Source organism: Pseudomonas sp. S9 (genome assembly GCF_000222125.1).
Lineage (GTDB): Bacteria > Pseudomonadota > Gammaproteobacteria > Pseudomonadales > Pseudomonadaceae > Aquipseudomonas > Aquipseudomonas segetis.
Genome location: NZ_AFFX01000004.1, coordinates 46,640 through 71,086, shown reverse-complemented (window position 1 = coordinate 71,086; position 24,447 = coordinate 46,640). Strand labels below are relative to the sequence as shown.

At 57.4% G+C, this 24,447-nt stretch carries 27 protein-coding genes; 14 read left to right on the top strand and 13 right to left on the bottom strand.

The window, feature by feature from the left end; genetic code table 11:
• Positions 1 to 37: 37 nt before the first annotated feature.
• Both PSES9_RS0109325 and PSES9_RS0109320 read right to left on the bottom strand, forming a co-directional pair.
• Complete coding sequence (locus PSES9_RS0109325) at positions 38 to 976, bottom strand: iron-sulfur-binding ferredoxin reductase (RefSeq protein WP_010486296.1); 939 nt, start codon at positions 974 to 976, stop codon at positions 38 to 40.
• Positions 969 to 2,096, bottom strand: coding sequence for a GGDEF domain-containing protein (locus PSES9_RS0109320; protein WP_010486294.1), 1,128 nt, complete (start codon positions 2,094 to 2,096; stop codon positions 969 to 971). The genes PSES9_RS0109325 and PSES9_RS0109320 overlap by 8 nt, the downstream gene beginning before the upstream one ends.
• Before the next feature lie 210 nt (positions 2,097 to 2,306).
• Here PSES9_RS0109320 and PSES9_RS0109315 point away from each other — a divergent pair, with 210 nt between their 5' ends.
• The 8 genes from PSES9_RS0109315 to PSES9_RS0109280 all read left to right on the top strand — a co-directional run bounded on the left by PSES9_RS0109315 (position 2,307) and on the right by PSES9_RS0109280 (position 10,566).
• Positions 2,307 to 3,830, top strand: coding sequence for a fumarate hydratase (locus PSES9_RS0109315; protein WP_010486293.1), 1,524 nt, complete (start codon positions 2,307 to 2,309; stop codon positions 3,828 to 3,830).
• Positions 3,831 to 4,103: 273 nt separating this feature from the next.
• Positions 4,104 to 4,793: a thermostable hemolysin gene (locus PSES9_RS0109310; protein ID WP_010486292.1), complete on the top strand. Its 690-nt coding sequence runs from the start codon at positions 4,104 to 4,106 to the stop codon at positions 4,791 to 4,793.
• Positions 4,777 to 6,252: an AMP-binding protein gene (locus PSES9_RS0109305; protein ID WP_010486291.1), complete on the top strand. Its 1,476-nt coding sequence runs from the start codon at positions 4,777 to 4,779 to the stop codon at positions 6,250 to 6,252. The genes PSES9_RS0109310 and PSES9_RS0109305 overlap by 17 nt, the downstream gene beginning before the upstream one ends.
• Positions 6,249 to 6,902, top strand: a complete 654-nt coding sequence (locus tag PSES9_RS0109300; protein WP_010486290.1) for a TenA family transcriptional regulator — start codon at positions 6,249 to 6,251, stop codon at positions 6,900 to 6,902. The genes PSES9_RS0109305 and PSES9_RS0109300 overlap by 4 nt, the downstream gene beginning before the upstream one ends.
• A gap of 9 nt (positions 6,903 to 6,911) precedes the next feature.
• A complete protein-coding gene (locus PSES9_RS0109295; RefSeq protein WP_010486289.1) occupies positions 6,912 to 7,703 on the top strand; it encodes an SDR family oxidoreductase in 792 nt (263 codons plus the stop codon).
• A gap of 12 nt (positions 7,704 to 7,715) precedes the next feature.
• A complete protein-coding gene (locus PSES9_RS0109290) occupies positions 7,716 to 8,369 on the top strand; it encodes a tetratricopeptide repeat protein (protein ID WP_010486288.1) in 654 nt (217 codons plus the stop codon).
• A gap of 41 nt (positions 8,370 to 8,410) precedes the next feature.
• Positions 8,411 to 9,070, top strand: a complete 660-nt coding sequence (locus PSES9_RS0109285; RefSeq protein WP_010486287.1) for a response regulator transcription factor — start codon at positions 8,411 to 8,413, stop codon at positions 9,068 to 9,070.
• Positions 9,070 to 10,566 (top strand): ATP-binding protein, encoded by a 1,497-nt coding sequence (locus PSES9_RS0109280; RefSeq protein ID WP_010486285.1) that lies wholly within the window; start codon positions 9,070 to 9,072, stop codon positions 10,564 to 10,566. Before PSES9_RS0109285 ends, PSES9_RS0109280 begins: the two co-directional genes overlap by 1 nt.
• On the opposite strand, the gene PSES9_RS0109275 is transcribed toward PSES9_RS0109280, so the two are convergent.
• From PSES9_RS0109275 to PSES9_RS0109230, 9 genes are all read right to left on the bottom strand, one after another.
• A complete protein-coding gene (locus PSES9_RS0109275; RefSeq protein WP_010486282.1) occupies positions 10,540 to 10,842 on the bottom strand; it encodes a ribbon-helix-helix domain-containing protein in 303 nt (100 codons plus the stop codon). The genes PSES9_RS0109280 and PSES9_RS0109275 overlap by 27 nt on opposite strands.
• 61 nt (positions 10,843 to 10,903) lie before the next feature.
• Positions 10,904 to 11,485, bottom strand: coding sequence for a DJ-1/PfpI family protein (locus tag PSES9_RS0109270; RefSeq protein ID WP_010486280.1), 582 nt, complete (start codon positions 11,483 to 11,485; stop codon positions 10,904 to 10,906).
• A 109-nt stretch (positions 11,486 to 11,594) separates the two neighbouring features.
• Positions 11,595 to 12,155: a DUF2846 domain-containing protein gene (locus PSES9_RS23270; RefSeq protein WP_238530383.1), complete on the bottom strand. Its 561-nt coding sequence runs from the start codon at positions 12,153 to 12,155 to the stop codon at positions 11,595 to 11,597.
• Between the two features lie 257 nt (positions 12,156 to 12,412).
• Positions 12,413 to 13,570, bottom strand: a complete 1,158-nt coding sequence (locus PSES9_RS0109255) for a phospholipase D-like domain-containing protein (RefSeq protein WP_010486275.1) — start codon at positions 13,568 to 13,570, stop codon at positions 12,413 to 12,415.
• Complete coding sequence (locus PSES9_RS0109250; protein ID WP_010486272.1) at positions 13,570 to 14,145, bottom strand: YceI family protein; 576 nt, start codon at positions 14,143 to 14,145, stop codon at positions 13,570 to 13,572. Before PSES9_RS0109250 ends, PSES9_RS0109255 begins: the two co-directional genes overlap by 1 nt.
• Before the next feature lie 116 nt (positions 14,146 to 14,261).
• Entirely contained in the window at positions 14,262 to 14,594 is a 333-nt protein-coding gene (locus PSES9_RS0109245; protein WP_010486270.1) for a hypothetical protein, read from the bottom strand.
• Positions 14,591 to 15,718, bottom strand: coding sequence for a serine hydrolase domain-containing protein (locus PSES9_RS0109240; RefSeq protein ID WP_010486269.1), 1,128 nt, complete (start codon positions 15,716 to 15,718; stop codon positions 14,591 to 14,593). The genes PSES9_RS0109245 and PSES9_RS0109240 overlap by 4 nt, the downstream gene beginning before the upstream one ends.
• Before the next feature lie 100 nt (positions 15,719 to 15,818).
• Complete coding sequence (locus tag PSES9_RS0109235; protein ID WP_010486268.1) at positions 15,819 to 16,607, bottom strand: MBL fold metallo-hydrolase; 789 nt, start codon at positions 16,605 to 16,607, stop codon at positions 15,819 to 15,821.
• Positions 16,608 to 16,677: 70 nt separating this feature from the next.
• Positions 16,678 to 17,577 carry an acyl-CoA dehydrogenase family protein gene (locus PSES9_RS0109230; RefSeq protein WP_010486267.1) on the bottom strand — a complete coding sequence of 300 codons (900 nt, stop codon included), beginning with the start codon at positions 17,575 to 17,577 and terminating at the stop codon, positions 16,678 to 16,680.
• Between the two features lie 193 nt (positions 17,578 to 17,770).
• On the opposite strand from PSES9_RS0109230, the gene olsB reads away from it, so the two are divergent.
• Together olsB and PSES9_RS0109220 are read left to right on the top strand one after the other, a co-directional pair.
• On the top strand, positions 17,771 to 18,523 hold the full coding sequence (gene olsB, locus PSES9_RS0109225) for an L-ornithine N(alpha)-acyltransferase (RefSeq protein ID WP_010486266.1): 753 nt from the start codon (positions 17,771 to 17,773) through the stop codon (positions 18,521 to 18,523).
• A gap of 57 nt (positions 18,524 to 18,580) precedes the next feature.
• The gene (locus PSES9_RS0109220) at positions 18,581 to 19,369 is read left to right on the top strand and encodes a lysophospholipid acyltransferase family protein (protein ID WP_010486265.1); all 789 of its coding nucleotides are present in this window, start codon (positions 18,581 to 18,583) and stop codon (positions 19,367 to 19,369) included.
• On the opposite strand, the gene PSES9_RS0109215 is transcribed toward PSES9_RS0109220, so the two are convergent.
• Complete coding sequence (locus tag PSES9_RS0109215; RefSeq protein WP_010486264.1) at positions 19,366 to 19,947, bottom strand: acyl carrier protein phosphodiesterase; 582 nt, start codon at positions 19,945 to 19,947, stop codon at positions 19,366 to 19,368. The two genes, PSES9_RS0109220 and PSES9_RS0109215, sit on opposite strands and share 4 nt — an antisense overlap.
• 240 nt (positions 19,948 to 20,187) lie before the next feature.
• On the opposite strand from PSES9_RS0109215, the gene PSES9_RS0109205 reads away from it, so the two are divergent.
• The 3 genes from PSES9_RS0109205 to PSES9_RS0109195 are packed head-to-tail and all read left to right on the top strand — an operon-like array spanning position 20,188 to position 22,803.
• Entirely contained in the window at positions 20,188 to 20,499 is a 312-nt protein-coding gene (locus PSES9_RS0109205; protein WP_010486263.1) for an ArsR/SmtB family transcription factor, read from the top strand.
• Between the two features lie 43 nt (positions 20,500 to 20,542).
• A complete protein-coding gene (locus PSES9_RS0109200; protein WP_010486262.1) occupies positions 20,543 to 21,733 on the top strand; it encodes an MFS transporter in 1,191 nt (396 codons plus the stop codon).
• A gap of 20 nt (positions 21,734 to 21,753) precedes the next feature.
• Positions 21,754 to 22,803: an alkene reductase gene (locus PSES9_RS0109195; protein WP_010486260.1), complete on the top strand. Its 1,050-nt coding sequence runs from the start codon at positions 21,754 to 21,756 to the stop codon at positions 22,801 to 22,803.
• Between the two features lie 61 nt (positions 22,804 to 22,864).
• Here PSES9_RS0109195 and PSES9_RS0109190 read toward each other — a convergent pair whose 3' ends face one another.
• Complete coding sequence (locus tag PSES9_RS0109190) at positions 22,865 to 23,785, bottom strand: hypothetical protein (protein WP_010486259.1); 921 nt, start codon at positions 23,783 to 23,785, stop codon at positions 22,865 to 22,867.
• Positions 23,786 to 24,151: 366 nt separating this feature from the next.
• On the opposite strand from PSES9_RS0109190, the gene PSES9_RS0109185 reads away from it, so the two are divergent.
• Entirely contained in the window at positions 24,152 to 24,445 is a 294-nt protein-coding gene (locus PSES9_RS0109185) for a hypothetical protein (protein WP_010486258.1), read from the top strand.
• The last annotated feature ends 2 nt before the right edge of the window (positions 24,446 to 24,447 follow it).

Below are 24,447 nucleotides of genomic sequence, written 5' to 3'. Positions count from 1 at the left end.
CGAACTCCTGGTAACAGCCCGCAAGCGCATGAAAGGACTAAGCGTGCGGCAAGAAAATATCTGAAAAGGTCTGGTTACGCGGCACGCCTGCCATATACAGGCTGCGCGCAAACAACTCGACGTTGTCGGGTTGACCGCAGATTAAGGCCAGTGTTTGCGGGAAAACAAGCCGCAGTTGCGCCAAAGCCGCGGGCAACTCAGCCGTGCTGACTTGCTGGATCTCCAGCTGAGAAGCCTTTGCCAGCAAAGCGTTCAAAGGCTCGCGCAGATACAACCCCTGCGTATCATGGGCACTGTGAATAAGCCGAATCCTGCCTTGATGATTATGCGCCAGGGCATCGCGCAGCACGCCATAAAGAGGGGCCAGTCCAGTACCTGCGGCCAGTAGAAGCAAGGGTCGTTCCTGCCAATCCTGCTCGTAGCGCAAGGCGCCACCACTCACCACGCCGACATGCAAGTCTTCACCGACCTTGAACATGCGCGCCGCATTGGAAAACGCCCCGCTACGCCGACAATCGATATGAAACTCCAGAAAAGGATCGACCTCGGGCAAGCTGGCAAAAGAATATGGCCGCGCAATGCCATCGGCCGTCCACAGCAAGACATGCTGGCCGGCACGGTAAGCCACGGGCTGCTCGGGGATCAGGCGCAGCCGCAATACATCAGTGCTGAGCCAATCGCATGCTGAAATGGTTGCACGCCTTGCCTGCTTATTCGGGTCATAAAGCTCGATGCTCAGGTCAGTGACAATCTGGCATTGGCAAGCCAGCCGCCAACCTTGGGCCCGACTTTGGGCATCCAGCGCCTGCGGTTGGTTGTCATGCAGTTCGCCAGCCACACAACGCACGATGCAGGCATGGCAACTGCCTGCCCGACAGCTGTAGGGCACCTTCAAGCCGTTCTTGAGCAAGGTATCGAGCAGGTTTGCAGCCGGTGCAACGTCGAATACCTGCCCTGCCGCACGCAGCTCAGGCATCCGCGCTGGCCCAGGCTGCCGCGCAGCGGTTGCGGCCAGTACGTTTGGCCTGGTACAGCGCTTGATCGGCTCGGTGCAGCGCTTCGTCGAGGTCGTCGCCCATTTCCAACAAGGTCATTCCAATCGATAGACTGAGGTTGTCCACCTTTATACCTAAAGGCTCCGCCCGACTAAAGGCCTCGCGCAAGCGCTCGCAACAGGCGACGAAGTGGTCAGGCTCGGTGTCGGGCAAAAGCAGCACAAATTCTTCGCCGCCATAACGCGCAACTACATCGCCATCACGCAGGCAGGTTTGTGCCACGCTGGCGAATGTCTGCAGCACCCTATCGCCAGACGCGTGGCCATGGATATCGTTGATCCGCTTGAAATGATCCAGGTCAATCAGCGCCAGGCCATGCTTGTGCCCACGGCGCAGGCTGGATAATTCACGCGAGGCAATATTGAGGAAATGCCGACGATTGAACAGACCTGTGAGTTCATCGGTTGAGGCCAGGTCTTCAAGCTGGCGCATCATCCCGCGCAAGGTGTCTTGGTGAGCCTGCAGCGCGAAGCGGCGTTGACGCATGCGCTGGCGCATACTGTGCACATAACTGGCGAACAGACTCAGCCAGGCCAGTGCCACGCTGAGCACACAAACCTCCAGTACCGCCAGTTCCGGCCGTGATAGCTTGAGATTGTAGGCCTCAACAATATTCAAACCGGCAAAGCCGATAAACGCCACTATGGCACAGCGCACGAACACCTTTGGCCTTAGTTGGAAAACCCCGAACATCAGGATCAGTACATACATGATCAGCATCGGGCCCCGGGCGTCATCGAGCATTGACAGGCTCAGGGTCTGCAGGACCAAGCCAACGAGCACCTGCGGCTCGGTCAGGCTGGGGTCCTGGAACAGCAGGTTCCTACCCGAAAGAAACAGGCCCAGAAACACCAGTTGGCTGATTACAACACCAGCGTTGAGCAATAGAAAATTGCTCAACGGTATCTCCAGGTGATTGTAGATAAAGGCGACAGTGCCCAGAGCCATCGCTAGAAAATAGGTAAAGACTGCCATACCAAAGCGCTTCAGCATGAGGCTTTGCAGGGTGCGGCTAGCAAGGGCTTGAGCACTTTTACTCATGGACTCCATCCCATAAAGGCATCTTGCCACTACTGTACCTTTAACTCTGTCAACTAACTAGCCGCGGATGTACAGAATCTAAACCGCATCAGGCGGGTGCCCGCCAGCCTGGCTGCGCGCTATACTACGCGCCCTTTTTTACCGTACGCACACCGGATAGCCCTATCGGTGCACCCATCAAGTTCCTGCCCAAATAAAGGAGCGCCAAGCATGACCGTGATCAAGCAAGACGATCTGATCCAGAGCGTTGCAGACGCCCTGCAGTTCATCTCCTACTACCATCCCGTTGACTTCATTCAGGCGATGCACGAAGCCTACCTGCGTGAAGAGTCGCCGGCTGCACGCGACTCCATGGCCCAGATCCTGATCAACTCGCGCATGTGCGCGACGGGGCATCGCCCGATCTGCCAGGACACCGGCATCGTCACTGTCTTTATCCGCGTGGGTATGGATGGTTGCTGGGATGGTGCGACCATGGGCGTTGACGACATGATCAACGAAGGTGTGCGCCGCGCCTATAACTTGCCTGAAAACGTGTTGCGCGCCTCAATCCTGGCGGACCCGGCAGGCGCTCGCAAGAACACCAAGGACAACACGCCAGCGGTTATCCACTTCTCCATCGTGCCTGGCGACAAGGTAGAAGTTGACGTCGCAGCCAAAGGCGGCGGCTCCGAGAACAAGTCGAAGATGGCCATGCTCAACCCGTCCGACTCAATCGTCGACTGGGTTCTCAAGACCGTGCCGACCATGGGTGCGGGCTGGTGCCCACCAGGTATGCTTGGCATTGGCATTGGCGGCACGGCTGAAAAAGCGGCAGTGATGGCCAAGGAAGTGTTGATGGAGTCGATCGACATTCACGAGTTGAAGGCCCGCGGCCCGCAGAACCGCCTTGAAGAATTGCGCCTTGAGCTGTTTGAAAAGGTCAATCAGCTGGGTATCGGTGCCCAGGGCCTTGGTGGTCTGACCACCGTGCTCGACGTCAAGATCATGGACTACCCGACCCATGCCGCCTCGCTGCCGGTGTGCATGATTCCCAACTGCGCGGCCACGCGTCACGCTCACTTCGTACTCGACGGTTCCGGCCCTGCTGAGCTTGAAGCTCCATCGCTGGACGCCTACCCGGAAATCGTCTGGGAAGCCGGTCCATCGGCGCGCCGGGTCAATCTCGACACCCTGACCCCGGAAGACGTACAAAGCTGGAAGCCAGGCGAAACAGTCTTGCTCAACGGCAAGATGCTGACCGGTCGCGATGCCGCGCACAAGCGCATGGTTGAAATGCTTAACCGTGGTGAAGAACTGCCCGTCGACCTCAAAGGTCGCTTCATCTACTACGTGGGCCCGGTTGATCCCGTGGGTGACGAAGTCGTAGGTCCGGCAGGCCCGACCACTGCGACGCGGATGGACAAGTTCACCCGCCAGATCCTCGAAAGCACAGGCTTGCTGGGCATGATCGGTAAATCCGAACGCGGCCCAATCGCCATCGAAGCGATCAAGGACAACAAAGCGGTGTACCTCATGGCTGTCGGCGGCGCAGCCTACCTGGTGTCGCAGGCGATCAAAAAGTCCAAAGTGCTGGCATTCGCCGAACTGGGCATGGAGGCGATCTACGAGTTCGAGGTCAAGGACATGCCGGTTACTGTTGCAGTCGACACCCAGGGCGAGTCCGTGCACATCACAGGCCCGGCGATCTGGAACAAGAAGATTACCGAAAGCCTGGCGGTAGAAGTCAAGTAAAGGCAGGTTCCGCGAGCTGAATGCGCGCGGCTTGCAAAACACAAAACGCCCCGACTGGTTCGGGGCGTTTTGCATTGTGCTGCCTGGATCCAAAGCGGCAAAGGATTAAGCCAGTAATACATTGATACATACCAGGCAAGCCAAGTGAATAGGCCGTTTAACTTGGTTCCATGCCCTCGTCGGCGATTGATCCAGCCCGGCGTGTAACTTAATAATCCGTTAAGACTCTTTAAGCACGATGCACATCAAGCCCCCCGCTTTGAGAGTACTACCATGGATTTACCCTGGACCGACCAAGATCAGGTAATCGCCAAGATCGGCCGTGATAAGCCACTCAACTTGATTATCGCCCACCCAGGCAGTGCTCATCGCCTGCAGGTCGAGGCGTTTATCCGGCACCGGTTTGCTCAACAATACGCAGCCAATGTGCATCACTTCATGCCCTGTCTATTCGGACTCGAAAGTGAAAACGGGGAGCTTCTGGGTGCTGTCGGACTGCGCAGCGCCGCGCAGGGCCCTTTATTCCTTGAGCGCTACCTGGGGCAACAAACCGAGATCGTCATTGCACAATCCATTGGCACACTTGCGCCAACCCGCGAGCAACTGGTCGAAGTCGGTAATCTAGCCGCGAATAGCGCCGGTGCAGCGCGCCTGCTGATTGTTGCCATTACCGACTTGTTGGTAGCCATGGGGTTTCGCTGGGTAACATTTACCAGCACGCCTGCCCTGCTCAACAGCTTCCAACGCCTGGGGCTGACCCCGCTGGCATTAGGCCCTGCTGACCCCAAATGCATGGGCGATGAGTTAGTCGACTGGGGCAGCTACTACGAAAGTAATCCGCAGGTGATGGCTGGCGATATCTTCAATGGCCACCAGCGCTTGATGCAACTCGGTGCCTATCCACGCCTTGGTCACAAAGCACTCTACGCACTTGAGGAAATGCCTAATGTGGCCTGTAGCTGAGCGCTTTTTCCAGCAACTGCGCAGCCGCAATGACTCAGTCGCGTTGCGCCAAGGCACTGACACCCTGAGCTACTGCCAACTGGTCGACGAAGTCAGTGCACGCAGCGAAAGACTCCTCGCCCAGGACGTAACCCGCGTCGCGCTGGCACTGGACAATGGCATCGAATGGGTGCTGTGGGACTTGGCCATTTTGCACGCGGGGCTGGTATGCATCCCCTTGCCTGGATTTTTTTCGGCAGCCCAGCAAAAGCATGTCATGGACAGCGCTGGCGTCGATTGCCTGATCGGCCTCCCAAATGAAACAAGCCAATCACTGGGGTTCAGTGAAAATGCTGAAGGCTGGTTACAGCGCAAGCTAGGGCACTACCCTGAACTGCCTGCCGGGACCTGCAAAATCACCTACACCTCAGGAACCACTGGCAACCCTAAAGGCGTGTGCCTGGACATTGCCACGCAGCTTGAGGTAGCCAACAGTCTTTACCTCGCCAGCTTGTCGTGCTCGGTTGAGCGGCACCTGTGCATTCTTCCCCTGGCGACGCTGCTGGAAAACCTGGCAGGTGTTTACGCACCGCTGATAGCGGGCGCACAGGTTGAACTGATTCCGATGGCTAAATCCGGCTTGCAAGGTGCCAGTCAGTTCAACCTCATGCAATTTCTAACCAGTTTGAATGAACTGCAACCCCATAGCCTGATTCTGCTGCCACAACTGCTGCTGGCACTTGTTACATCAGCTGAGCGTGGCCTACCGCTGCCTTCATCCCTGCGCTTTATCGCCGTCGGCGGTGGTCGAGTCGCGCCCCAGCTACTGGATCGGTGCGGTGAACTCGGCTTGCCTGTTTTTGAAGGCTACGGCTTATCGGAATGTGCCTCGGTCGTGTGCTTGAACACTCCTGAAGCCCGCAAGGTTGGCACTGTTGGCAAACCACTTGGGCATTTACAGATCCGCCTGGCCAGTGACGGCGAGGTAATGATCAAAGGGCCGCACATGCTCGGCTATGTCGGCGAGGCTGAAGCGCAGGACGAATGGCTTGCCAGCGGCGATCTTGGCCACTTTGACGGCGATTACCTGGTACTGCATGGCCGCAAGAAGCACCAATTCATTACCGCATACGGGCGCAACGTAAACCCTGAATGGGTGGAAGCCGAACTCACCCAGCGACTTCCCATCGCCCAGGCATGGGTTCAGGGCGAAGCCATGGCGCAGAACGTAGCGGTACTGGTCCCACGATTTCCCGACACCACAGATGAAGACCTGGCGGCTGCGGTGCAGGAAGTTAATCAGCAACTGCCGGACTACGCCCAAGTCCATCACTGGTTACGCGCCGAACACCCCTTCAGCGTTACCAATGACATGACCACAGCCAATGGCCGGCTACGCCGCAATGCGGTGCAGCAGCATTATCAAGAGGCGATTACCCATTTAATCGCCGATGTACCGATGACCGGAGCCCTCCCATGAACTTTTATGACTCGCTACTCGAGCAAACCACTGAGGAACGTAACTACCTACTCAGTGCACCTATCATCCAGCAGGCCATGTCAGGCATCGTCAGTCTGAACAGCTACATTGGCTTTCTCACCGAGGCATACCACCACGTCAAGCACACGGTTCCATTACTGATGGCATGCGGCTCACGCTTGCCTGAGCGGTTGGAATGGCTACGCGCTGCGGTGGCTGAATACGTTGAAGAGGAATACGGCCACCAGGAGTGGGTACTCAATGATATCGCGGCCTGCGGCGGCGACCCTGAAGCCGTACGCAACGGGACACCCAAGCTGCCGACAGAGTTGATGGTCAGCTATGTCTACGACCGTATCGCTCGCAGCAACCCGGTGAGTTTCTTTGGCATGGTCAACGTGCTCGAAGGCACCAGCATCACCCTGGCCACACAAGCAGCCGGGGTGATCCAAGACAAGCTGCAACTGCCCGACAACGCCTTTAGCTATCTGAGCTCGCACGGCAGTTTGGACATCGAACATATCGAGTTCTACAAAAAGCTGATGAACCGTCTCGATAACACAGATGACCAAGCGGCCGTGGTCCATACCGCCAAAGTGGTTTATCGCCTGTACGGCGACATGTTTCGCAGCCTGCCGCTCTCAGCCTAGGAAATCATGATGAATCTCTCGCAATGCCGTGCCCTGTTAACCGGCGCAAGTGGTGGGATTGGCCAAGCCATTGTTGAACAACTCGCCACCCGAGGCGCCCGACTGCTGCTGGTCGGTCGACAAACGGATGCGCTGCAGGCATTGGCCCGGCGCTATCCGAATAACCTGGAGATCGTGCAGGCCGATATCAGCCAGCGTAATGGCCGTGAAGCGGTGGTTGCTGCGGCCCAGCGCTTCGGCGGTATAAATACATTGATCAACGGCGCTGGCCTCAACCACTTCAGCCTGCTTGAGCAGCATGATGAAGACCAGTTAGCCCAGATGATCGAGCTGAATGTCACCTCGACCCTGCAACTGACTCATCGTCTGCTGCCTATTCTGCGCCAGCAAGGCCGCTCTCTGATCATTAACCTGGGCTCAACATTTGGCTCTATAGGCTATCCAGGCTTCACCGCCTATTGCGCCAGTAAATTCGCCTTGCGCGGCTTCTCTGAAGCACTGCGCCGCGAGCTCGCCGATACTCAAATCAAGGTGCTGTACTTTGCCCCACGAGCCACCCAAACCCGCATGAACTCCGATACTGTCGTTGCGATGAACAACGAGCTCAAGGTCGCCATGGATGCTCCTGAAACAGTCGCCGCACAATTGGCTAACGCCATAGACAAGGAAACCGAAGAGTCTTACCTCGGTTGGCCCGAGAAACTGTTTGTTCGTCTCAACAGCTTGCTGCCGCGTGTCGTTGACCAGGCTCTACGCAAGCAACTACCCACAATCCAACGCTTTGTACGTCACAACGCCTAGGGGGCTCCAGCCATGCCCACATTTATTCGCAACGCTGCCTGTATCCTGCTCTGCCTGGCGAGCCTGCCTGCATTGGCACTCAGTAGCGAAGGACAAGACAACCTCAAGCAACTGCAACAACGCTGGGCTGAAATCAATTACAGCCTGCCAGCTGACCAGCGTGAAGCAGCCTTTGAAAAGCTCAGTGTCAGCGCCGAACAAGCTGTGAAGTCCGAACCGGACTCAGCAGAACTGTTGATCTGGAATGGCATTATCCTAAGCACCTATGCGGGTGCTAAAGGTGGGCTCGGAGCACTGGGCTTGGTCAAAGACGCTAAAGCCAAGCTCGAACAAGCGCTGCAAATAGACCCGCGCGCGCTAAGCGGATCGGCCTACACCAGCCTGGGCAGCTTGTACTACCAGGTACCCGGTTGGCCCATTGGCTTTGGTGACGACAGCAAAGCAGAGACTATGCTCAAACAAGCGCTGGCAATTAACCCGAGTGGCATCGATCCAAACTACTTCTACGCCGACTTTCTGTTTCGCCAGAAACACTACCAAGACGCGAGAAAATTTGCGCTTAAAGCTCAGCAGGCAGCGCCACGCCCAGGCCGGGAAACAGCCGACAAAGGTCGTATGCAAGACATTAGTTTACTACTAAAAAAGATCGACGCAGAGCTTGAGTAATAGACTTGGGACAGGCTTGAATAGCAAGAAAGGAGTTACAAATGCGTATTCTGCTTGTCGAAGACGATCCAGCATTGGGCGAAGGTATCCGTACGGCACTCAAGCCAGAGGGGTATACCGTTGATTGGCTGCAAGATGGTAAAAGCGCCCTGCATGCCCTGAGCGAGGAAGCCTTCGACCTGGCAGTGCTCGACCTGGGTTTGCCGCGCATGGATGGCCTGCAAGTGCTCAAGCATCTGCGGGCGGCGGCCAATCCGGTGCCTGTTTTAGTGCTGACGGCTCGCGACTCCACGGCTGATCGCATCAAGGGCCTGGACGCAGGTGCAGATGACTACCTTATCAAGCCCTTTGATGTGGCCGAACTAAAAGCCCGGTTACGCGCGCTGTTGCGCCGCAGTTTCAACCGCCCGCAACCGGCACTGGAGTATCGCGGAATCAGCCTCGACCCGGTCAGCCATGAGGTCAACTACCAAGGCCAGACGATCACCCTGCAACGCAAAGAGTATTTGTTGCTGCATGAATTACTGGCTCAACCTGGCCGCGTCATGAGCCGCGACAAATTGCAGCAAGCGCTCTATGGCTGGGGTGAAGAAATTGAAAGCAATGCACTTGAAGTCCATGTGCACCATTTGCGTAAAAAGTTTTTCCCTGAGTTAATTCGCACTATCCGTGGCGTAGGTTATTTGGTCGATAAAGCATGATGCGTTCGATTCGTTCACGGACCCTGGCGCTGGTTCTCGGCTTTTTAAGCGTGACCATGACGGTTATTTCCTTCAAGAGCTACCATGACGCCAGGCATGAAACCGAAGAACTGTTTGACGCGCAACTTGCACAAACCGCCCGCTTGCTGGCGGGCTTCGTCGGCGCCGATATGCCCGACGGCTCGCGAGCCCTGCTCCAGAATGCACTCAATCAAGCGCTGGCCGACAGCCGTAGCGACGAGAAAATGCTCGGTGGCCATCCTTACGAAGGCAAGTTGGCCTTCCAGGTGATTGATGACCAGGGCAAAGTATTACTGCATTCGGCCAGTGCCCCCGAACCTGCGCTGCAACGTATTCTCGCGAAACTGCATATGCAGAACCTTCCCGCGCACAATCACACAGAAGGCGAACCTCTTTCGGCGCTCGAACGCAGCCTGATTGGCTATCACGACATCAAAATGGACCAGAACCAATGGCGGCTATTCATGCTCAGGGACCTCCAGGATGACCACTGGATCATGGTCGGTGAGCGAGGAGATGTACGAGGAGAACTGGTCAGTAAAATTGCCAAGCGCAGCCTGATACCCGATCTATTCGGCCTGCCCTTGCTCGCACTGCTGGTGTGGGGCGCTGTAGGTTGGGGTCTACGTCCGTTACAAACCATGGCAAACAACATCAAGCGGCGGGCCCCGGACAATCTCTCCCCCATGATCGTGGGTCCGTTACCCTCGGAACTGGAACCAATGAATGCGGCGCTCAACCGATTGCTGATGCAGGTCAACCAATTGCTCAATCAGGAAAAGCGCTTTTTCGCCGATGCCGCGCATGAGTTGCGTACTCCGCTTGCGGTGCTACGCATCCATGCGCAAAACGCGCTGCAAACCACCGACCCGAGCGACCGCGATGAAGCCCTGAGGCAGCTTGGCGTTGGCGTCGAGCGGGCAACCCGGGTGGTGGCTCAGTTGTTGACGCTCGCCCGGCTTGATCCCCACGTTGTGCAACTGGCGATGGTTGACTTCGACCTGCTGGCCTACAGCCGGAATGAGCTGGCGGAGCTGACTCCCCTTGCCCTCGAAAAAAATCAGGAATTGACCCTCGATGCGGATGAGAATGCCGACTTCAACCTGCATGGCGATAGCCCGAGCATCGGTACATTACTGCAAAACCTGATCAGTAATGCGGTGCAATACACACCGGCAGGTGGCCATGTACAGGTTTGCATGGAGTCAAGTGCCGATAGCTTGCGGATTCGAATTCAAGACAGTGGCCCAGGCATCGATAAGAACCAGCGCCCAAAGGTTTTTGAACGCTTTTACCGTCAAGGTGACGGCCAAGGTGCCGGGCTTGGCCTTTCAATTGTAATGAGGGTAATAGAGTTGCATGGCGGTACCATTGCATTGACTGACTCCCCCTTGGGGGGCCTTGAAGTCAGCGTTGAGTTACCCAGGGCATGCGTTCCTGGCAGGCGCTCAACCAGCACGCCCAACCAGGCTTAACTCGGCCACGGCACCACGCCGCTGAGCCAGGTAACGACTGCAACTCACCCGCAAAAAGGAAGCGAAGTTGACCACCTCGCCGCGATAGTCCATGACCTCGTCGTAGAGCTTGCTGATCAACTGGTTGGTGGTCATGCCATCTGTCTCGGCAATCTCGCGGAGGATGTCCCAGAACTGATTCTCCAGGCGCAAGGTCGTGACCACGCCGCGAATTCGCAGAGAGCGCGAACGCGACTCGTACAGAATCGGGTCGGCTTTTATATAAAGCTCACACACGGGCTCATCCTCCTTCAAATGCCAGGAAAAGCCATAAAGACATGGCTTCGATGGCTTTAGCCTACAGGGAAATCTTGGCTCCCAGCAGCATCAGAAAACCTGCCAACCAGGTCGGATGCGCCGGCCATGCAGGGGCGGTCACCAGGTTACCCTCAACGTGGGCATGGTCAACGGCGATCTCAACAAAAGTACCTCCAGCCAGGGTCACTTCCGGCGCACAAGCGGGATAAGCACTGCATTCACGCCCCTTGAGCACGCCTGCTGCAGCAAGCAATTGCGCGCCGTGGCAAACAGCCGCAATCGGTTTATCGGCCTTGGCGAAGGCTTGTACCAGCTTGAGCACATCGGCATTGAGGCGCAAGTACTCGGGCGAACGTCCGCCAGGTACGACCAGGCCCTGATAATCCTTGGCTTTGACATCGGCAAAACTGAAGTTCAGAGCAAAATTGTGCCCAGGCTTCTCGCTGTAGGTCTGATCACCTTCAAAGTCGTGAATGGCCGTGCGCACAGACTGCCCGGCGGTTTTATCCGGGCAGACCGCGTGAACGGTATAGCCAACCATCTGCAACGCTTGAAACGGCACCATTACTTCGTAATCTTCGACGTAGTCACCAACCAACATCAGAATTTTCTTCGCAGCCATGTTTGCATTCCTCGCTCGGTGGTTAATCTCGGCAGGCAGTATCTGCCCATTGCAGGATAGACAGGTAATAGCCGGTAACTACTTCAAGCAGATGTGCAAATTGACTGAATCAGAGCCCGAGAGAGCGTGCAGGCTCGCTCCAGAAATCAGGTTCATGAGCAGTTGGCGTGACAGCGCGCAAGGGTTGGAGCTGGCGCGTATGAATGATCTCGGTCTCGGCCACGGCAGCTGGGACTTGTTGCACCGGCCCATCACCAACGGCGGGGACAGGGCTCTTCCCCGGCGGCGGATTAAGCTCGTCATAGCGAAAGAAGTAGCGACTCCCCGCCTCACTGACCAGAGTCAATTTGGCGATGCTGACAAAGTCGAACGAGCTATCAGCGAGCCAGGTCCAGTAACTGCCCAGCAATGGGCGGCGCAGCTCGATCTGGTAGTGCGCAGGATCGATCTCGAATGCCAGGTAGCCATTACTTGGCAAGCTGCCTTGAAGCTGGTTATTCACAAACAGCCCAGGAGCCTCAAGCTCCTGATCAGCCCAAGTGCTCCTGGGCCGGTATAGATAGACAATTGCCCGCTGAGAGGCCGTAGGCTGCTGCGCAGTATATGCCGCGCCTTGTGTATCGCCAAAAAATCCACCTAGGGTTGAACAGGCGCCAAGCCCGAAACACATCGGCATGAGCAGTATGAGCAAGGGATGAAGGCAGCGCATAACCATTCCTTTTGTTGTTATGGGCCGAGCATAGCCCTGGGCTGCAGCAACGACGCCCCGACAAAAGTGCAGCGCTTGAGTTCGAGCCTGGGAACCTTCGCAATAGGTAGCAAACGACGGAAGAACAAGGCGCAACGCAACAGCCAAAGACTGGTCCGAAGCCTGAGCACCAAGAGCGGCCCCAGCAATACCTGGCGCATTAGTTTTTCAGGAGCTGCCTAGCGGCGCCGGTCCAGCAGATTGACCGCAATGCGATCAATGCAGCCCCAAAGCCGCTGTTGCAGACGCTTCCACAGTGGCGGGGGGAGCCATAGATCCAGGTCAACCTGACGACTGTCAGCAAAGTCAGCCGTAAGACGATCGACTATGGCTTGGGTGAAGGGTTTATCCAGCGCCTCAAGGTTGGCATCAAGGTTAAACCGCAGATTCCAGTGGTCAAAATTGCATGAACCGATGCTCACCCACTGATCGACCAGCACTATTTTTTGATGCGAAAAACGTGGCTGGTACTCGAAGATCTGCACGCCAGCACGCAGCAGGCGCGGGTAGTAACGGTGACCGGCCAGGCGCACGGGTTGGTGATCCGTGCGTCGCCCACTGAGCAACAGACGCACATCGACACCCCGGGCCGCCGCCTTGCGCAAGGCCCGACGCACCTTCCATGTCGGCAAGAAATAAGGCGTTGCAAACCAGATGCGGCCCTCGGCAGACTGCAGTGCGCGCACCATCGATTGCAATATGTCGCGGTGCTGCTTGGCGTCCGCATAGGCAACACGACCAAGGCCGACACCTACTGGCGGCGATACCGGCAGACGATTAAGCCCGGCAGTTGCCGAGGGCCGCCATGAAAGGCGCGTATTGCACGCCTGCCACTGGCGCTCGAAGAGTTGCTGCCAATCCTCGACCAGCGGACCATCGATCTCGACCATGGTCTCGTGCCAGGCGCTTTCTGGGTTGTCCGTGCACCAGAAGTCGTCTGTTACCCCGGCGCCACCGACAAACGCCAGCCGCCCATCGGTCAATAGCAGCTTGCGGTGATCACGATAGAAATTGCGTATACCCCGGCGCCAGCGTATCGGGTTGTACCAGCGCATCTCAACACCGGCATTGCTTAGCAGTGCACGATCAGCCTTGGTCAACGCCTGAGCGCCATAGGCGTCAAACAGACAGCGCACGGCAACGCCGCGCTGGGCCGCATCACACAGGGCGCGCAATACCTGGTCGGCGCAGGTACCGCTTTCAATCAGGTAAAGCTCGAACTCGACTTGCTGCCGCGCGCTATCGATGGCATCAATCATCCGCGGGAAGAATTCAGGCCCGTCGCTGAGCAAGGTAAAACGATTACCCTGGCGCCAGTTGAAAATCAGGCCGGCCATCAGCGGCGTGTAAAGATCAGGACAGCACCAACCGGCACTGAGCGACTAATTGCCGATAACCCAGCCACTTTGCGCAAGGCATCAAGCCCCTTGAGCAGGTCGAAGTCGGCGGCGTTGAGCACCAATGGCGCAAGCGTGACAACCTGGAAGCGGTGGTCGTCAAGGCGCGTGGCCAATAGCTCCACCCTATAACTGTGGCTTTGACCGTGCAGCGTCAGGGTCAAGGGCAGGCTCAACTCAAGTTGCGCGCCCGCCGCAAGCGTACTGATTGGCCGGATATCCAACTGCGCGGACACCCTGGCCTGGGGAAACTTGGCGATATCGAATAAAAGCGAACGCATTCGCTCATCACGCAAGGATATCCCGGTGCTGACTGATTCCAACTCGACCCGCAAACTGGCTTCGCCACTGTCGCTCACAGTGCCGTGCAAGGTCAGGAAGCGATGGACTTCGGAGGTATCGAGATTCTTGGTCGAGATAAATGACAGGCGTGAAGACTCGTTGTCTAGATACCATTTGGCCTGAGCCGGCAGCACAATGCCCAGGCTCAGCAGTATGGCGAACAACAGGCGCATAAATCTCCGAAATCAGCAGGTTGCTTGGCAATTGAGCGCAGCGGCTCATGCGCAACGATAGCTGCATGAGCACGCCTTGCAAACCCCTGCTGAAATCGACCTCGGTCTAGCCCGCCTTACTCAGGCAAGTCCGCAGCCTGTGGCAACAACTGGCAACCTTGACGCGGCCCGAGCCATTGCGCCGACTGGCTACTGCCCAGGGCGCGCGCCGTCACGCGCTTGTTGACCACGTCATCGAAGAATCCGCTAAGCGGCAGATACTGCTTGGCGTAGCCCACACAATACTGCTCCGGGTTATCCATTACATAGCGGCAAGAGCAATACTCCTTGGCAGTGTAGGCGCCAAGGATGCCGGGGAATGCCTGCAAGTGCTCGCGATTCAACCATGTCCAGACTGCCAGCAGCGCCAGCAATATGATTAACAACCGGATAAGCAAGCGACGGATCATGGTTGCACCTTGGCAAAGGCTGCCTGCGCAAGTTTCAGCAGCTGGTTGTGGTTATAACTGCCGTCGCGGTCGTCGGCATAGCGCACGATGATCAGGTTTTTGCTGGGGATCACATACAGGCTCTGCCCCCAGTGGCCGAGTGCGGCAAAGCTGTCCTGCGGAGCATCCGGCCAGGGTTTGGCAGAGCCATTCACGCCCTGGTTCAACCACCACTGGCCACCCGGAACCGCAGCATTGGGTTGTTGCGGATCGGGCTGATAGTTGGCAAAGGCTGTAAGGTTGAAATCCACCCAGGCCTTGGGCAGTAACTGCTGCTCGCCCCAACGGCCGTCACGCTGCATCAGCAAGCCAACCCTGGCCAGGTCGCGGGCGCTCATATACGCATAGGATGAACCGACAAAGGTACCGGTCGGGTCGGTTTCCCAGGCCGCGGACTTGATACCCAGCGGTTCGAACAAGGCTGTCCACGGATAGTTCTTGTACTGCTCGGCATCAAGCATGCCCTTGAGCGCTGCGGCGAGCATGGTGCTGTCACCGCTGGAGTAACGGAAGCGCTGGCCCGGTTCGGCATCGCTTGGATGATTGGCAACAAAGGCGGCCATGTCATCTCGGCCACGGGTGTAAAGCATGGCCACCACCGATGATTTCAGCGGTGCATACTCGTAATCTTCTTCCCAATCGAGCCCCGACGCCCAGTTGAGCAAGTGGCCCATCTTGATGTCGGGATGCGCCGCCATTGGCGGGTAATAAACAGCCACCGGCGCATCCAGTTTGAAACGTCCCTGGCCGTAGGCGACACCCAACACCGCGGCAAAGATGCTCTTGCTCACGGACCAGGTCAGGTGCGGCGTGTCGACCTTGGTTGGTCCGGCATAGCGTTCATAAACAATCTGGCCATCACGCACCACAAGCAATGCATCGGTACGCACGCCCTTGCGGCTCTGGTCATCACGCGCAGCAAAGGCGTAATCCTCCAGTGCGGCCAGCGCCGATTGTTGCGCGGCGTCATGGCTGCTGGTTTGCGTCGACCAATCAGGTATCGGCCAGTGCTCGGCGTGGGCCGTGATGCTGGCAAAGCAGAGCAACAGCGCAAAGCTCAGCCTGGATAAAATTGGAGCGGGCATTGATACGCCTCTTGTCAGTTTCGAGGCAGCACCCTAGCACGGCCAATATGACCGAAATAGTACCGAACGCGCCGGATTACATGGCAATTAGGCACATCTTTTAATCACGCGGCTCGCGAAAGTCATCCTGGCTGAGCAGATCCAAGCCGCACTCGAGGTTTTCAACCCACATTAAAAATGTATTGATCATCTCTTTGCCCACAAAGGGACGCCCGTGCTGGGGCACGATCATCTCGATATCCATTTGCCGAACCATTGCCGCCCACAGACGACAGACTTTGTTGCTTGCCATGTAGCGCCGGTGGAAACCGAGCATGTTTGGCACATGGTTCATAAAGTCGTTTACCGGGTTGGCATCATCAACCAGCGATGCGCCCATATCGCCACTAAACAGGATCTTGCTCAGTGGGTCATAGAGCTGGAAGTTACCGACCGAGTGCAGGAAATGCGCGGGAATGGCTTTCAGTTTGCTGCGCCCCAGGGCAAATGTCTCACCGCGATCAGGCAAGGCAATAATCCGGTCATAGGTCGATATGCCGTGGTTTATGGCCAGGTAATTGGCCGTCAAGTGCGGCAGGAATCGCGCCCACAGTTTTGAGCAGATCACTTTGGCGCGGGTGTGCAACAACCACTTGTCCAGCGAAGCGATAATGTCCGGGTCTTGGTGGGAGGCAAAAATATAGGTAAGGTCCTGGACCTCTATGTACCTCGATAACCCCAGCGAAAGCGGTGTGTAGGTCAGGTCACCGCCCGGATCGAGAAGCAGGTACTGATCATCATTGATAATCAGGAATTGGTTGGACTGTACGCCTTCGCCGCTGACCAGGTCATCAAACATCAGGCATTGATGGCCATCTTTCTCAAACAACACAATTGGCTCGCGGCGCATGGATTTGTTCTCTCCCCAAACCAAGCGACGTTAGCCAGCTTGCACCGACTTGTTACTGACCTGGGTCAACTCAACTCGCGAAAACCTGGCCGGCCAATTGCGCCAGGGCTTTTTGCAAACGCGCCTGGCGCGCACTCCTGGCAATGGACATCAATGCCTTATCACGCTGCCAAAGTGCCGCCCAGTGCTCATCACCGGCCGCCAGCGCATGATCCAGTTCAGGGCCCAATGCCGCGAACTGGGCGAACAGGCCGCCAAGCAACACATGGGTGGTGGGCGCCTTGGCGCTCGCCCTGCTGACCTCGGCACAGCCACTGAGCAGGCCCAGCAAACGCAACTGCAGATCCACGGGCCAGGCAGACTCGTGCCCGATGCCGTATAACCAGGCGCATATCGCAGCCAGCACATGCAGGTCTTCGATACTGCGGAAGGGCTTTACATAATCATCCCAACCATCGCCAGGCAGGCGTTCACAAGCGGCCTGGTCGAGCTGCAACCGGGCGTGGCTGACATCCGGCATAAAGCCCAGCGCAGGCAATTGCTCAACTTGCACGCCTGCAGCGCCGTTGGCCACCACAGTAATCGCGACCTGCGGCGCGAGCCCATCGCCCTCCTCCCGCGCCGCCACCAGCAGCCACTGCGCGGCATCACCAGCGGTGACAAAATCCTTGCGGCCGCTGAGCTGTAACTGACTCAAGCGAGTCTGCATGTCAGCAGGCCGAACGCTTCTGTTCTCGGTGACGCAGAGTGCCCCCAGCGTCCAGGGCGCCGATGGCCAGAGCGCGCGCAAGGCGCCCTGGTATCCAGCCAGGAACGCCAGCCCGGGAGTTGGTGCCAAACGCCCACCCAGCACGGCCAGCTCGAAAGCGGATGGCTCTGCCAGGCGCTCAAGCAAAGCGGTGTACCAATCGTCGAGCGCCTGTCCATCCGCCATCCGCTGGCAGGGTTGCAACAACTTGTCCCAAGGCATGGGCCTGTCCTCTGCAGTATTGCGTTGAGCGGGCGCTGTCACACAAGCATCACCAAAGCTTCACAGTGATGACACCCGCCCTACTTAGCCTGAGCTTGCCTAACAAGACTGATCGACTGCAAGGCATTGAGCCGGTTTTCGAACAACAAGGTTCGACAACAGCACAGGACAGTCGGCTAACGGAGAGAACGTTATGACTCAGGTAGCGCACGACAAAAGCACTGCAACTCGCCGCTTGCAAGCTGAACGACTGATTGGCAGTTCCGCGCTTAAAGAAGCCCAGGCACTGCGCTTTCGCGTATTCAGCAGTGAGTTTGATGCAAAGCTCAAGGGTGCCGAATTCGGCCTGGACATGGATGACTACGACGTTCACTGCAGCCACATCGGCGTGCGCGACCTCAGCACGGGCGAGCTTGTGGCGACCACGCGTCTGCTCGATCATCAAGCGGCTGCCAGCCTGGGGCATTTTTACAGCGAGCAAGAGTTCAGCCTGCACGGCCTGGCGCATTTGCAGGGACCAGTGCTTGAAATCGGTCGCACCTGCGTCGCCCCGGCCTACCGCAATGGGGGCACTATCGCCGTGCTCTGGAGCGAACTGGCGGAAGTCCTCAACCAGGGCAGCTACAGCTACCTGATGGGCTGCGCGAGCATACCCATGCAAGATGGTGGCATTCAGGCCCAGGCCATCATGCAACGCCTGCGCGAGCGTTACCTGTGCACCGAACACCTCCGCGCCGACCCCAAGACGCCACTGCCAAACCTGGATATCCCCGGCAACATCATTGCCGAGATGCCACCATTGCTCAAAGCCTACATGCGCCTGGGCGCGAAGATCTGCGGTGAGCCCTGCTGGGACCCGGACTTCCATGTGGCCGACGTGTTCATTCTGTTAAAACGCGATGAACTGTGCCCGCGTTATGCCCGTCACTTCAAAGCGGTGGGCTGATGCGCACAGGCGCTTGCAGCCTGTACACTTGGTCGTTTCGCCAGCCATGGGGGCCCAATGATTAAACTGCGCCTGTATTTCCGCCTGTTGCGCCTGCTTGCAGTCATCGGCCTTGGAGCCTTGCTGGCTGGCGTTATCAGCGTTGCCGAACGTATCGTCAAGCATGACCTGATGAGCACCCGCCAACGCCTGACCCGCTGGTTCATGGCACGCCTCAGCGCGGCCTTGCCGTTTCACGTCAGGGTCAGCGGAAGGCTGCCGGAAACGCCAATGATGTGGGTCAGCAACCACATTTCCTGGACCGATATTCCACTGCTGGGCATGCTTGCTCCGCTTTCGTTCCTGTCCAAAGCCGAAGTGCGCAGTTGGCCAGTAGCCGGCTGGCTGGCGCAAAAAGCCGGCACCTTGTTCATTCGCCGGGGCGCGGGCGATAGCACGGTGCTCAACCAGCAACTGAGTCGCCACTTGCAGCAATCGCGCAACCTGTTGATGTTCCCGGAAGGCACAACAACCGACGGACAGGCAGTACGCACCTTTCATGGCCGCTTGTTGAGCAGTGCAATTGATAGCTCGGTGGCACTGCAACCGGTGGCAATTCGTTACCTACGCAATGGCAAGCGCGATGAAATTGCCCCCTTTATTGGCGATGACGACATGCTCTCGCATCTGTTGCGCCTGTTTCGCAGCGACCGCGCCGAAGTCGAGATCCAGTTGCTGACGCCCATTGCAAGCCACGACCTCAACCGCAACGCCCTGGCACGCCAGGCCCAGACGGCAATCACAGCGGCATTGTTTGGCAGCAACTTAGCGCCGGCTACCAGCGACAGTGAGCTCGAAGCGGCCTAGCCCGGGGCCAACTGCTCGGCGACATAGGCTTGCAACTGCGGATAGAACAGCTGGAAGTCATCCATCAGCGGCTGATACAGCTGTTCCAGTTCAGCCATTGAACCGGCCAGCCCTTCGGGGCGCGACAAGCGCCGCTGCATGCCGTAAATCACTTGCTCCAACACGGCAAAGTCGGTGTAGCTACCGAGCCAGTCTTGCGCGGCCATGCGTGGCGCAATATATGCCAGCCGTTCAGGCAGTTCAGGCTCATCGTTCAAGACCTGGTAAACCCGGGTCGTGAACCGCTCAAGCGGCTCATCGCTGAACTGCCTCCAGTTCAAGGCCAGGCAATGGTCAAAGAACAGATCCAGCAAAATGCCTGAGTAACGCCTGCGCGCCGCAGGGAACCGAGCCCTAGCTTGCAATTGCAGCGGGTGGTTGTCGGTGAATACATCAATCCGCCGATGCAGGCGAATTGCCGCCTCGATATCGGACGGCCACTGACCTGCTAGCGGACCCTTGACGAAGTCACCGTAGAGACTGCCGAGCAACTGGGCCGGCGCATTGCCGCCTAGATGAAGGTGTGCAAGATAGTTCATGGCGACAGCTTACCTGTTCTTGCGCCTGCGCAATATTGGCGAGCCAGCAAAACACGCCCTGAATGGCTGCGACAGCTTTATCAATGATGTCGATAAAGGCTATCGGCACAAACGATCTGTATATCGTGCAAACCCGATATAAAGTTCGTCCCCGATCTGTATATCGTGCAAACCCGATATAAAGTTCGCCCAAAGCCGATATAAACCTACCGGCCACAAACAGATCGCGGAGGTAATCCCATGAGCCAGCAACAACTCGACCTTGATGAAATAGTCAAAGCCCTGGCTCATCCGGTTCGCCGTGACATTCTGGCGTGGTTGAAAACCCCTGAGGCGTATTTTGCCGATCAGGATCATCCACTGGAGATCGGTGTTTGTGCCGGCAAGATTGATCAACGCACCGGGCTTTCCCAATCAAGCGTCTCCGCCCACCTGCGCACGTTGCAGAAAGCGGGCCTGATCACCAGCAAGAAAGTTGGCCAGTGGCACTTCTTCAAACGTAACGAACCAACCATTCAAGCCTTTCTGAGCCTGCTCAGCCAACAGCTTTGAGTCTGATTATTCAATCCACATTCTTGATAGCGGAGCCGCGGGTATGCCCATTGCGCTAATAGTTCTTGCTTTATCTGCGTTTGCCATCGGCACCACAGAATTCGTGATCATGGGCCTGTTGCCTGAAGTCGCAACGGACCTGTCCGTTTCAATTCCTGGCGCCGGTTGGCTGGTGACAGGTTATGCCCTGGGCGTCGCGATTGGCGCCCCGATCATGGCCCTGGCGACCTCCAGCTGGCCGCGCAAAGCCGCGCTGATGACCCTGATGAGCATTTTTATCGCCGGCAACCTGTTCTGCGCGCTGGCACCCGATTATCAAATGCTTATGGCCGCTCGCATCGTCACCGCACTCTGTCATGGCGCCTTCTTTGGCATCGGCTCGGTTGTCGCTGCCAGCCTGGTGCCAGCCAACCGCCGCGCCTCTGCAGTTGCCCTGATGTTTACCGGTTTGACCCTGGCCAACGTACTTGGCGTACCGCTGGGAACCGCCCTTGGCCAGGCAGCGGGCTGGCGCTCGACGTTCTGGGCCGTCACCCTGATTGGTGTACTCGCCCTGATTGGTTTGTGGCGTTACCTGCCAAACCGGCATGACGCTGAAAAAGCCGATCTGCGCAGCGAAATTCGTGCACTCAACAACGCAGGCTTATGGTTGGCGCTGAGCACCACCGTGCTGTTCTCTGCCTCGATGTTTGCCTTGTTCACCTACATTGCCCCGCTGCTCGGCGAAGTCACCGGCGTATCGCCCCATGGCATCACCCTGACGCTGCTGCTGATTGGCCTCGGCCTGACCCTGGGCAATGTGCTCGGCGGGCGTTTTGCTGATCGCCAGTTGAAACTCACCCTGATCACAGTATTCGCCTCCATGGCGACTATCTCAACGCTCTTTAGCTGGACCAGCCAGGCACTGATTCCTGCTGAGATCACCTTGTTCCTGTGGGCCGTGGCAGCCTTTGCCGCCGTGCCTGCATTGCAAGTCAACGTCGTGACCTTCGGTAGCGGTGCTCCCAACCTGGTCTCAACCCTGAATATCGGCGCATTTAACGTCGGGAACGCCCTTGGCGCCTGGCTCGGTGGCGTGGTTATCGGCCAGGGCTTCGGCCTCTCAAGTGTGCCTTTTGCCGCCGCTGCCCTGGCTGTTCTGGCGCTGTTTGCCCTTTTACTGACCTACAACACGCGTCGACCTGACGCAGTAACTGCCACTGAACCGACTGCAACTTTTGCACTCAACGAATAATCCTGATGGAGAACCAAGCAATGACGACTCTGTTTGATCCAATCAAAATCGGCGACCTTGAACTCAACAACCGCATCATCATGGCTCCACTCACCCGCGCCCGTGCGGATGAGCGTCGCGTACCTAACGCCCTGATGGCCGAGTATTACGTGCAGCGCGCCAGCGCGGGCCTGATCATCTCGGAAGCCACCGCCGTCACGCCAATGGGCGTCGGTTATGCCAATACACCCGGCATCTGGTCCGATGAGCAGATCCGCGGCTGGAGCAACATTACCCAGGCGGTACACGCCAATGGCGGCAAGATTGTTCTGCAACTGTGGCATGTTGGCCGCATCTCGGATCCAAGCTTCCTTAACGGCGAAGCGCCTGTTGCGCCCAGTGCAATCGCGGCCAAAGGCCATGTAAGCCTGCTGCGACCACTGCGCGATTATCCGGTGCCACGCGCGCTGGAAACCGAAGAGCTCGATGACATTGTCGAAGCCTATCGCCAGGGTGCGGAAAACGCCAAGGCTGCGGGTTTTGACGGGGTGGAAATCCACGGCGCCAACGGCTATCTGCTCGATCAGTTCCTGCAAGACAGCACCAACAAGCGTACCGACCGTTACGGCGGCTCGATTGAAAACCGTGCACGCCTGCTGCTCGAAGTGACTGACGCGGTCATCTCGGTCTGGGGTGCTGGCCGTGTTGGGGTTCACCTGGCTCCTCGCGCCGACTCCCATGACATGGGCGACTCGCAACGCAGCGAAACCTTTACCTACGTAGCCTCCGAGCTTGGCAAGCGCGGCATTGCCTTTATCTGTGCCCGTGAAAAAGCAGCAGACGACAGCCTGGCGCCAAGTCTCAAGCAAGCTTTTGGCGGCGTATTCATCGCCAACGAGCGCTTCACCAAAGAACAGTCCAACGAGTGGCTGGCAACAGGTAAGGCCGATGCCATTGCCTTCGGCGTGCCCTTTATTGCCAACCCGGACTTGCCTGCTCGCCTGCAAGCCGATGCGCCGCTCAATGAACCACAACCAGAGACGTTCTACGGTTCTGGCCCCGTAGGCTACATCGACTACCCTCGCCTGTAATTTGCACAATCAGGAACTAAAAAACCCGCATCAGCGGGTTTTTTAGTTCTACAGCCTGCAGTTATTTGGCGTCGATCTGATCCTGTAGATTACGGATCTGCGCCTGCAAAGTGCTGGTTGTACGGGTTACCTGGGCACGGAAGGCATCAAACTCGGCGGTGTTGTTCTTCGGCGCCGGGCGATTATCCAAAGTGCTCTTGAGCACCAGCAGCTCATCTTGCAGATCATTAATGGCCTGGGTTGGGTTGCCCACCTTCTTCAGCGCCTGCACATCCGTATTGAGATCCTTGAGCTGGCCCGACAGTTTGGCTTGCTCGGCCACTGTGCTTTTCAGCTCCGTCTGGGCCCCGGCCAAGGTCGTTTGTTCAGCAGCCAGCGCCTTCAAGGTCTTGCTCAGCTCAGCGTTAGCCTCCTGCTGCGCCTTCAGCTCGCCGCTGACTTGCTCCAGGCGCTTGTTCAAATCACCTTGCTGCCCGCTGCTGCCTTGCTGTTGCTTGCTCAGTTCGGCTAGCTTGGCTTCCAGTTGCTTGACTTGCAGCTTGAGCGCTTCGCTGCCGGAGGTAACGGATGACTCGGTGGCGACCACCTTGCCGGAAATATCCTTGATTCGCCCGGCGGCTTCCTCGCTGATGCGCGCGAAGCTTTCCTGGGTGGCAACAAGTTGCTGCTCCATGAGGTTGATCTGCTGGAAACTCCACCAGCCAAGACCGGCGAAAGCAATCATCAGGGCGCCCACCAGCGCCTGCTCCATGAGGTTGATCTGCTGGAAACTCCCCCAGCCAAGACCGGCGAAAGCAATCATCAGGGCGCCCACCAGCGCCCAGAGTGGCCCGGTACTGGCCGTTTTTACCGGTGCGGCGACACGATGTGGCGTCACTTCGGGCGCGGCGGCGCGGCGCGGCGCAACATATTCTTCTTCCTCACGCGTACCGACAGACAAGCTGGGCACATCATCAATTTCATCATTAGCATCGTTACGCATGGTTAAACCTTCAAACAAAAAACACAGAAAGAGCTGCAAAGCCCCTGGAGCAAAGCACCAGCCCTATGCTTTGCATGGCAGGGCAGGCAATCAACTGCCTGGCACTGGCTCGAGTGCCATGGGCAAACGACGGTTAGTATAACGACTCGCAGGGTTGTAGGCAGTTTTGCGCCAAGCCAGTGCATGCTGCACTGAAGCCGGTCAAATCCTCAGCAGATCGACCCGCCAGAACCCGCACAGTTCCTCATTATGTGAACTGGTATGCACCTTGCAAAGATTCAAGCACAGCCAAACCGCCATGAATGCGGTGTCTGCCCGTACCAAGTTTCTAATCTAAAAGAATCTGACCGTTACGAGGGTGACCCTATGGAGTTGAATAAAGCTGTGCTCGATTGCATGCAAAGCTTGCGTCGACGTCTGCGCGAGGAAATGTCGATTGATATTCGCCTTAGCCAACCAGACGCCATTACGGCAATGCTCAGTGCCTGCCTCGACTCCAATAACGAAGAAACCCGCCTGCTGGGTCAAAAACTGGCAGGTTTCAGTGACACATCGCTTCCAGCCCCAGGCAAGGCGTTGCAGTCCGGCATAGTACCGATCCAGCCGAAAGTGCCCACCGGGTCATTGCGCATGTACCGTGGCCAGCGCGTTTACACCTGAGT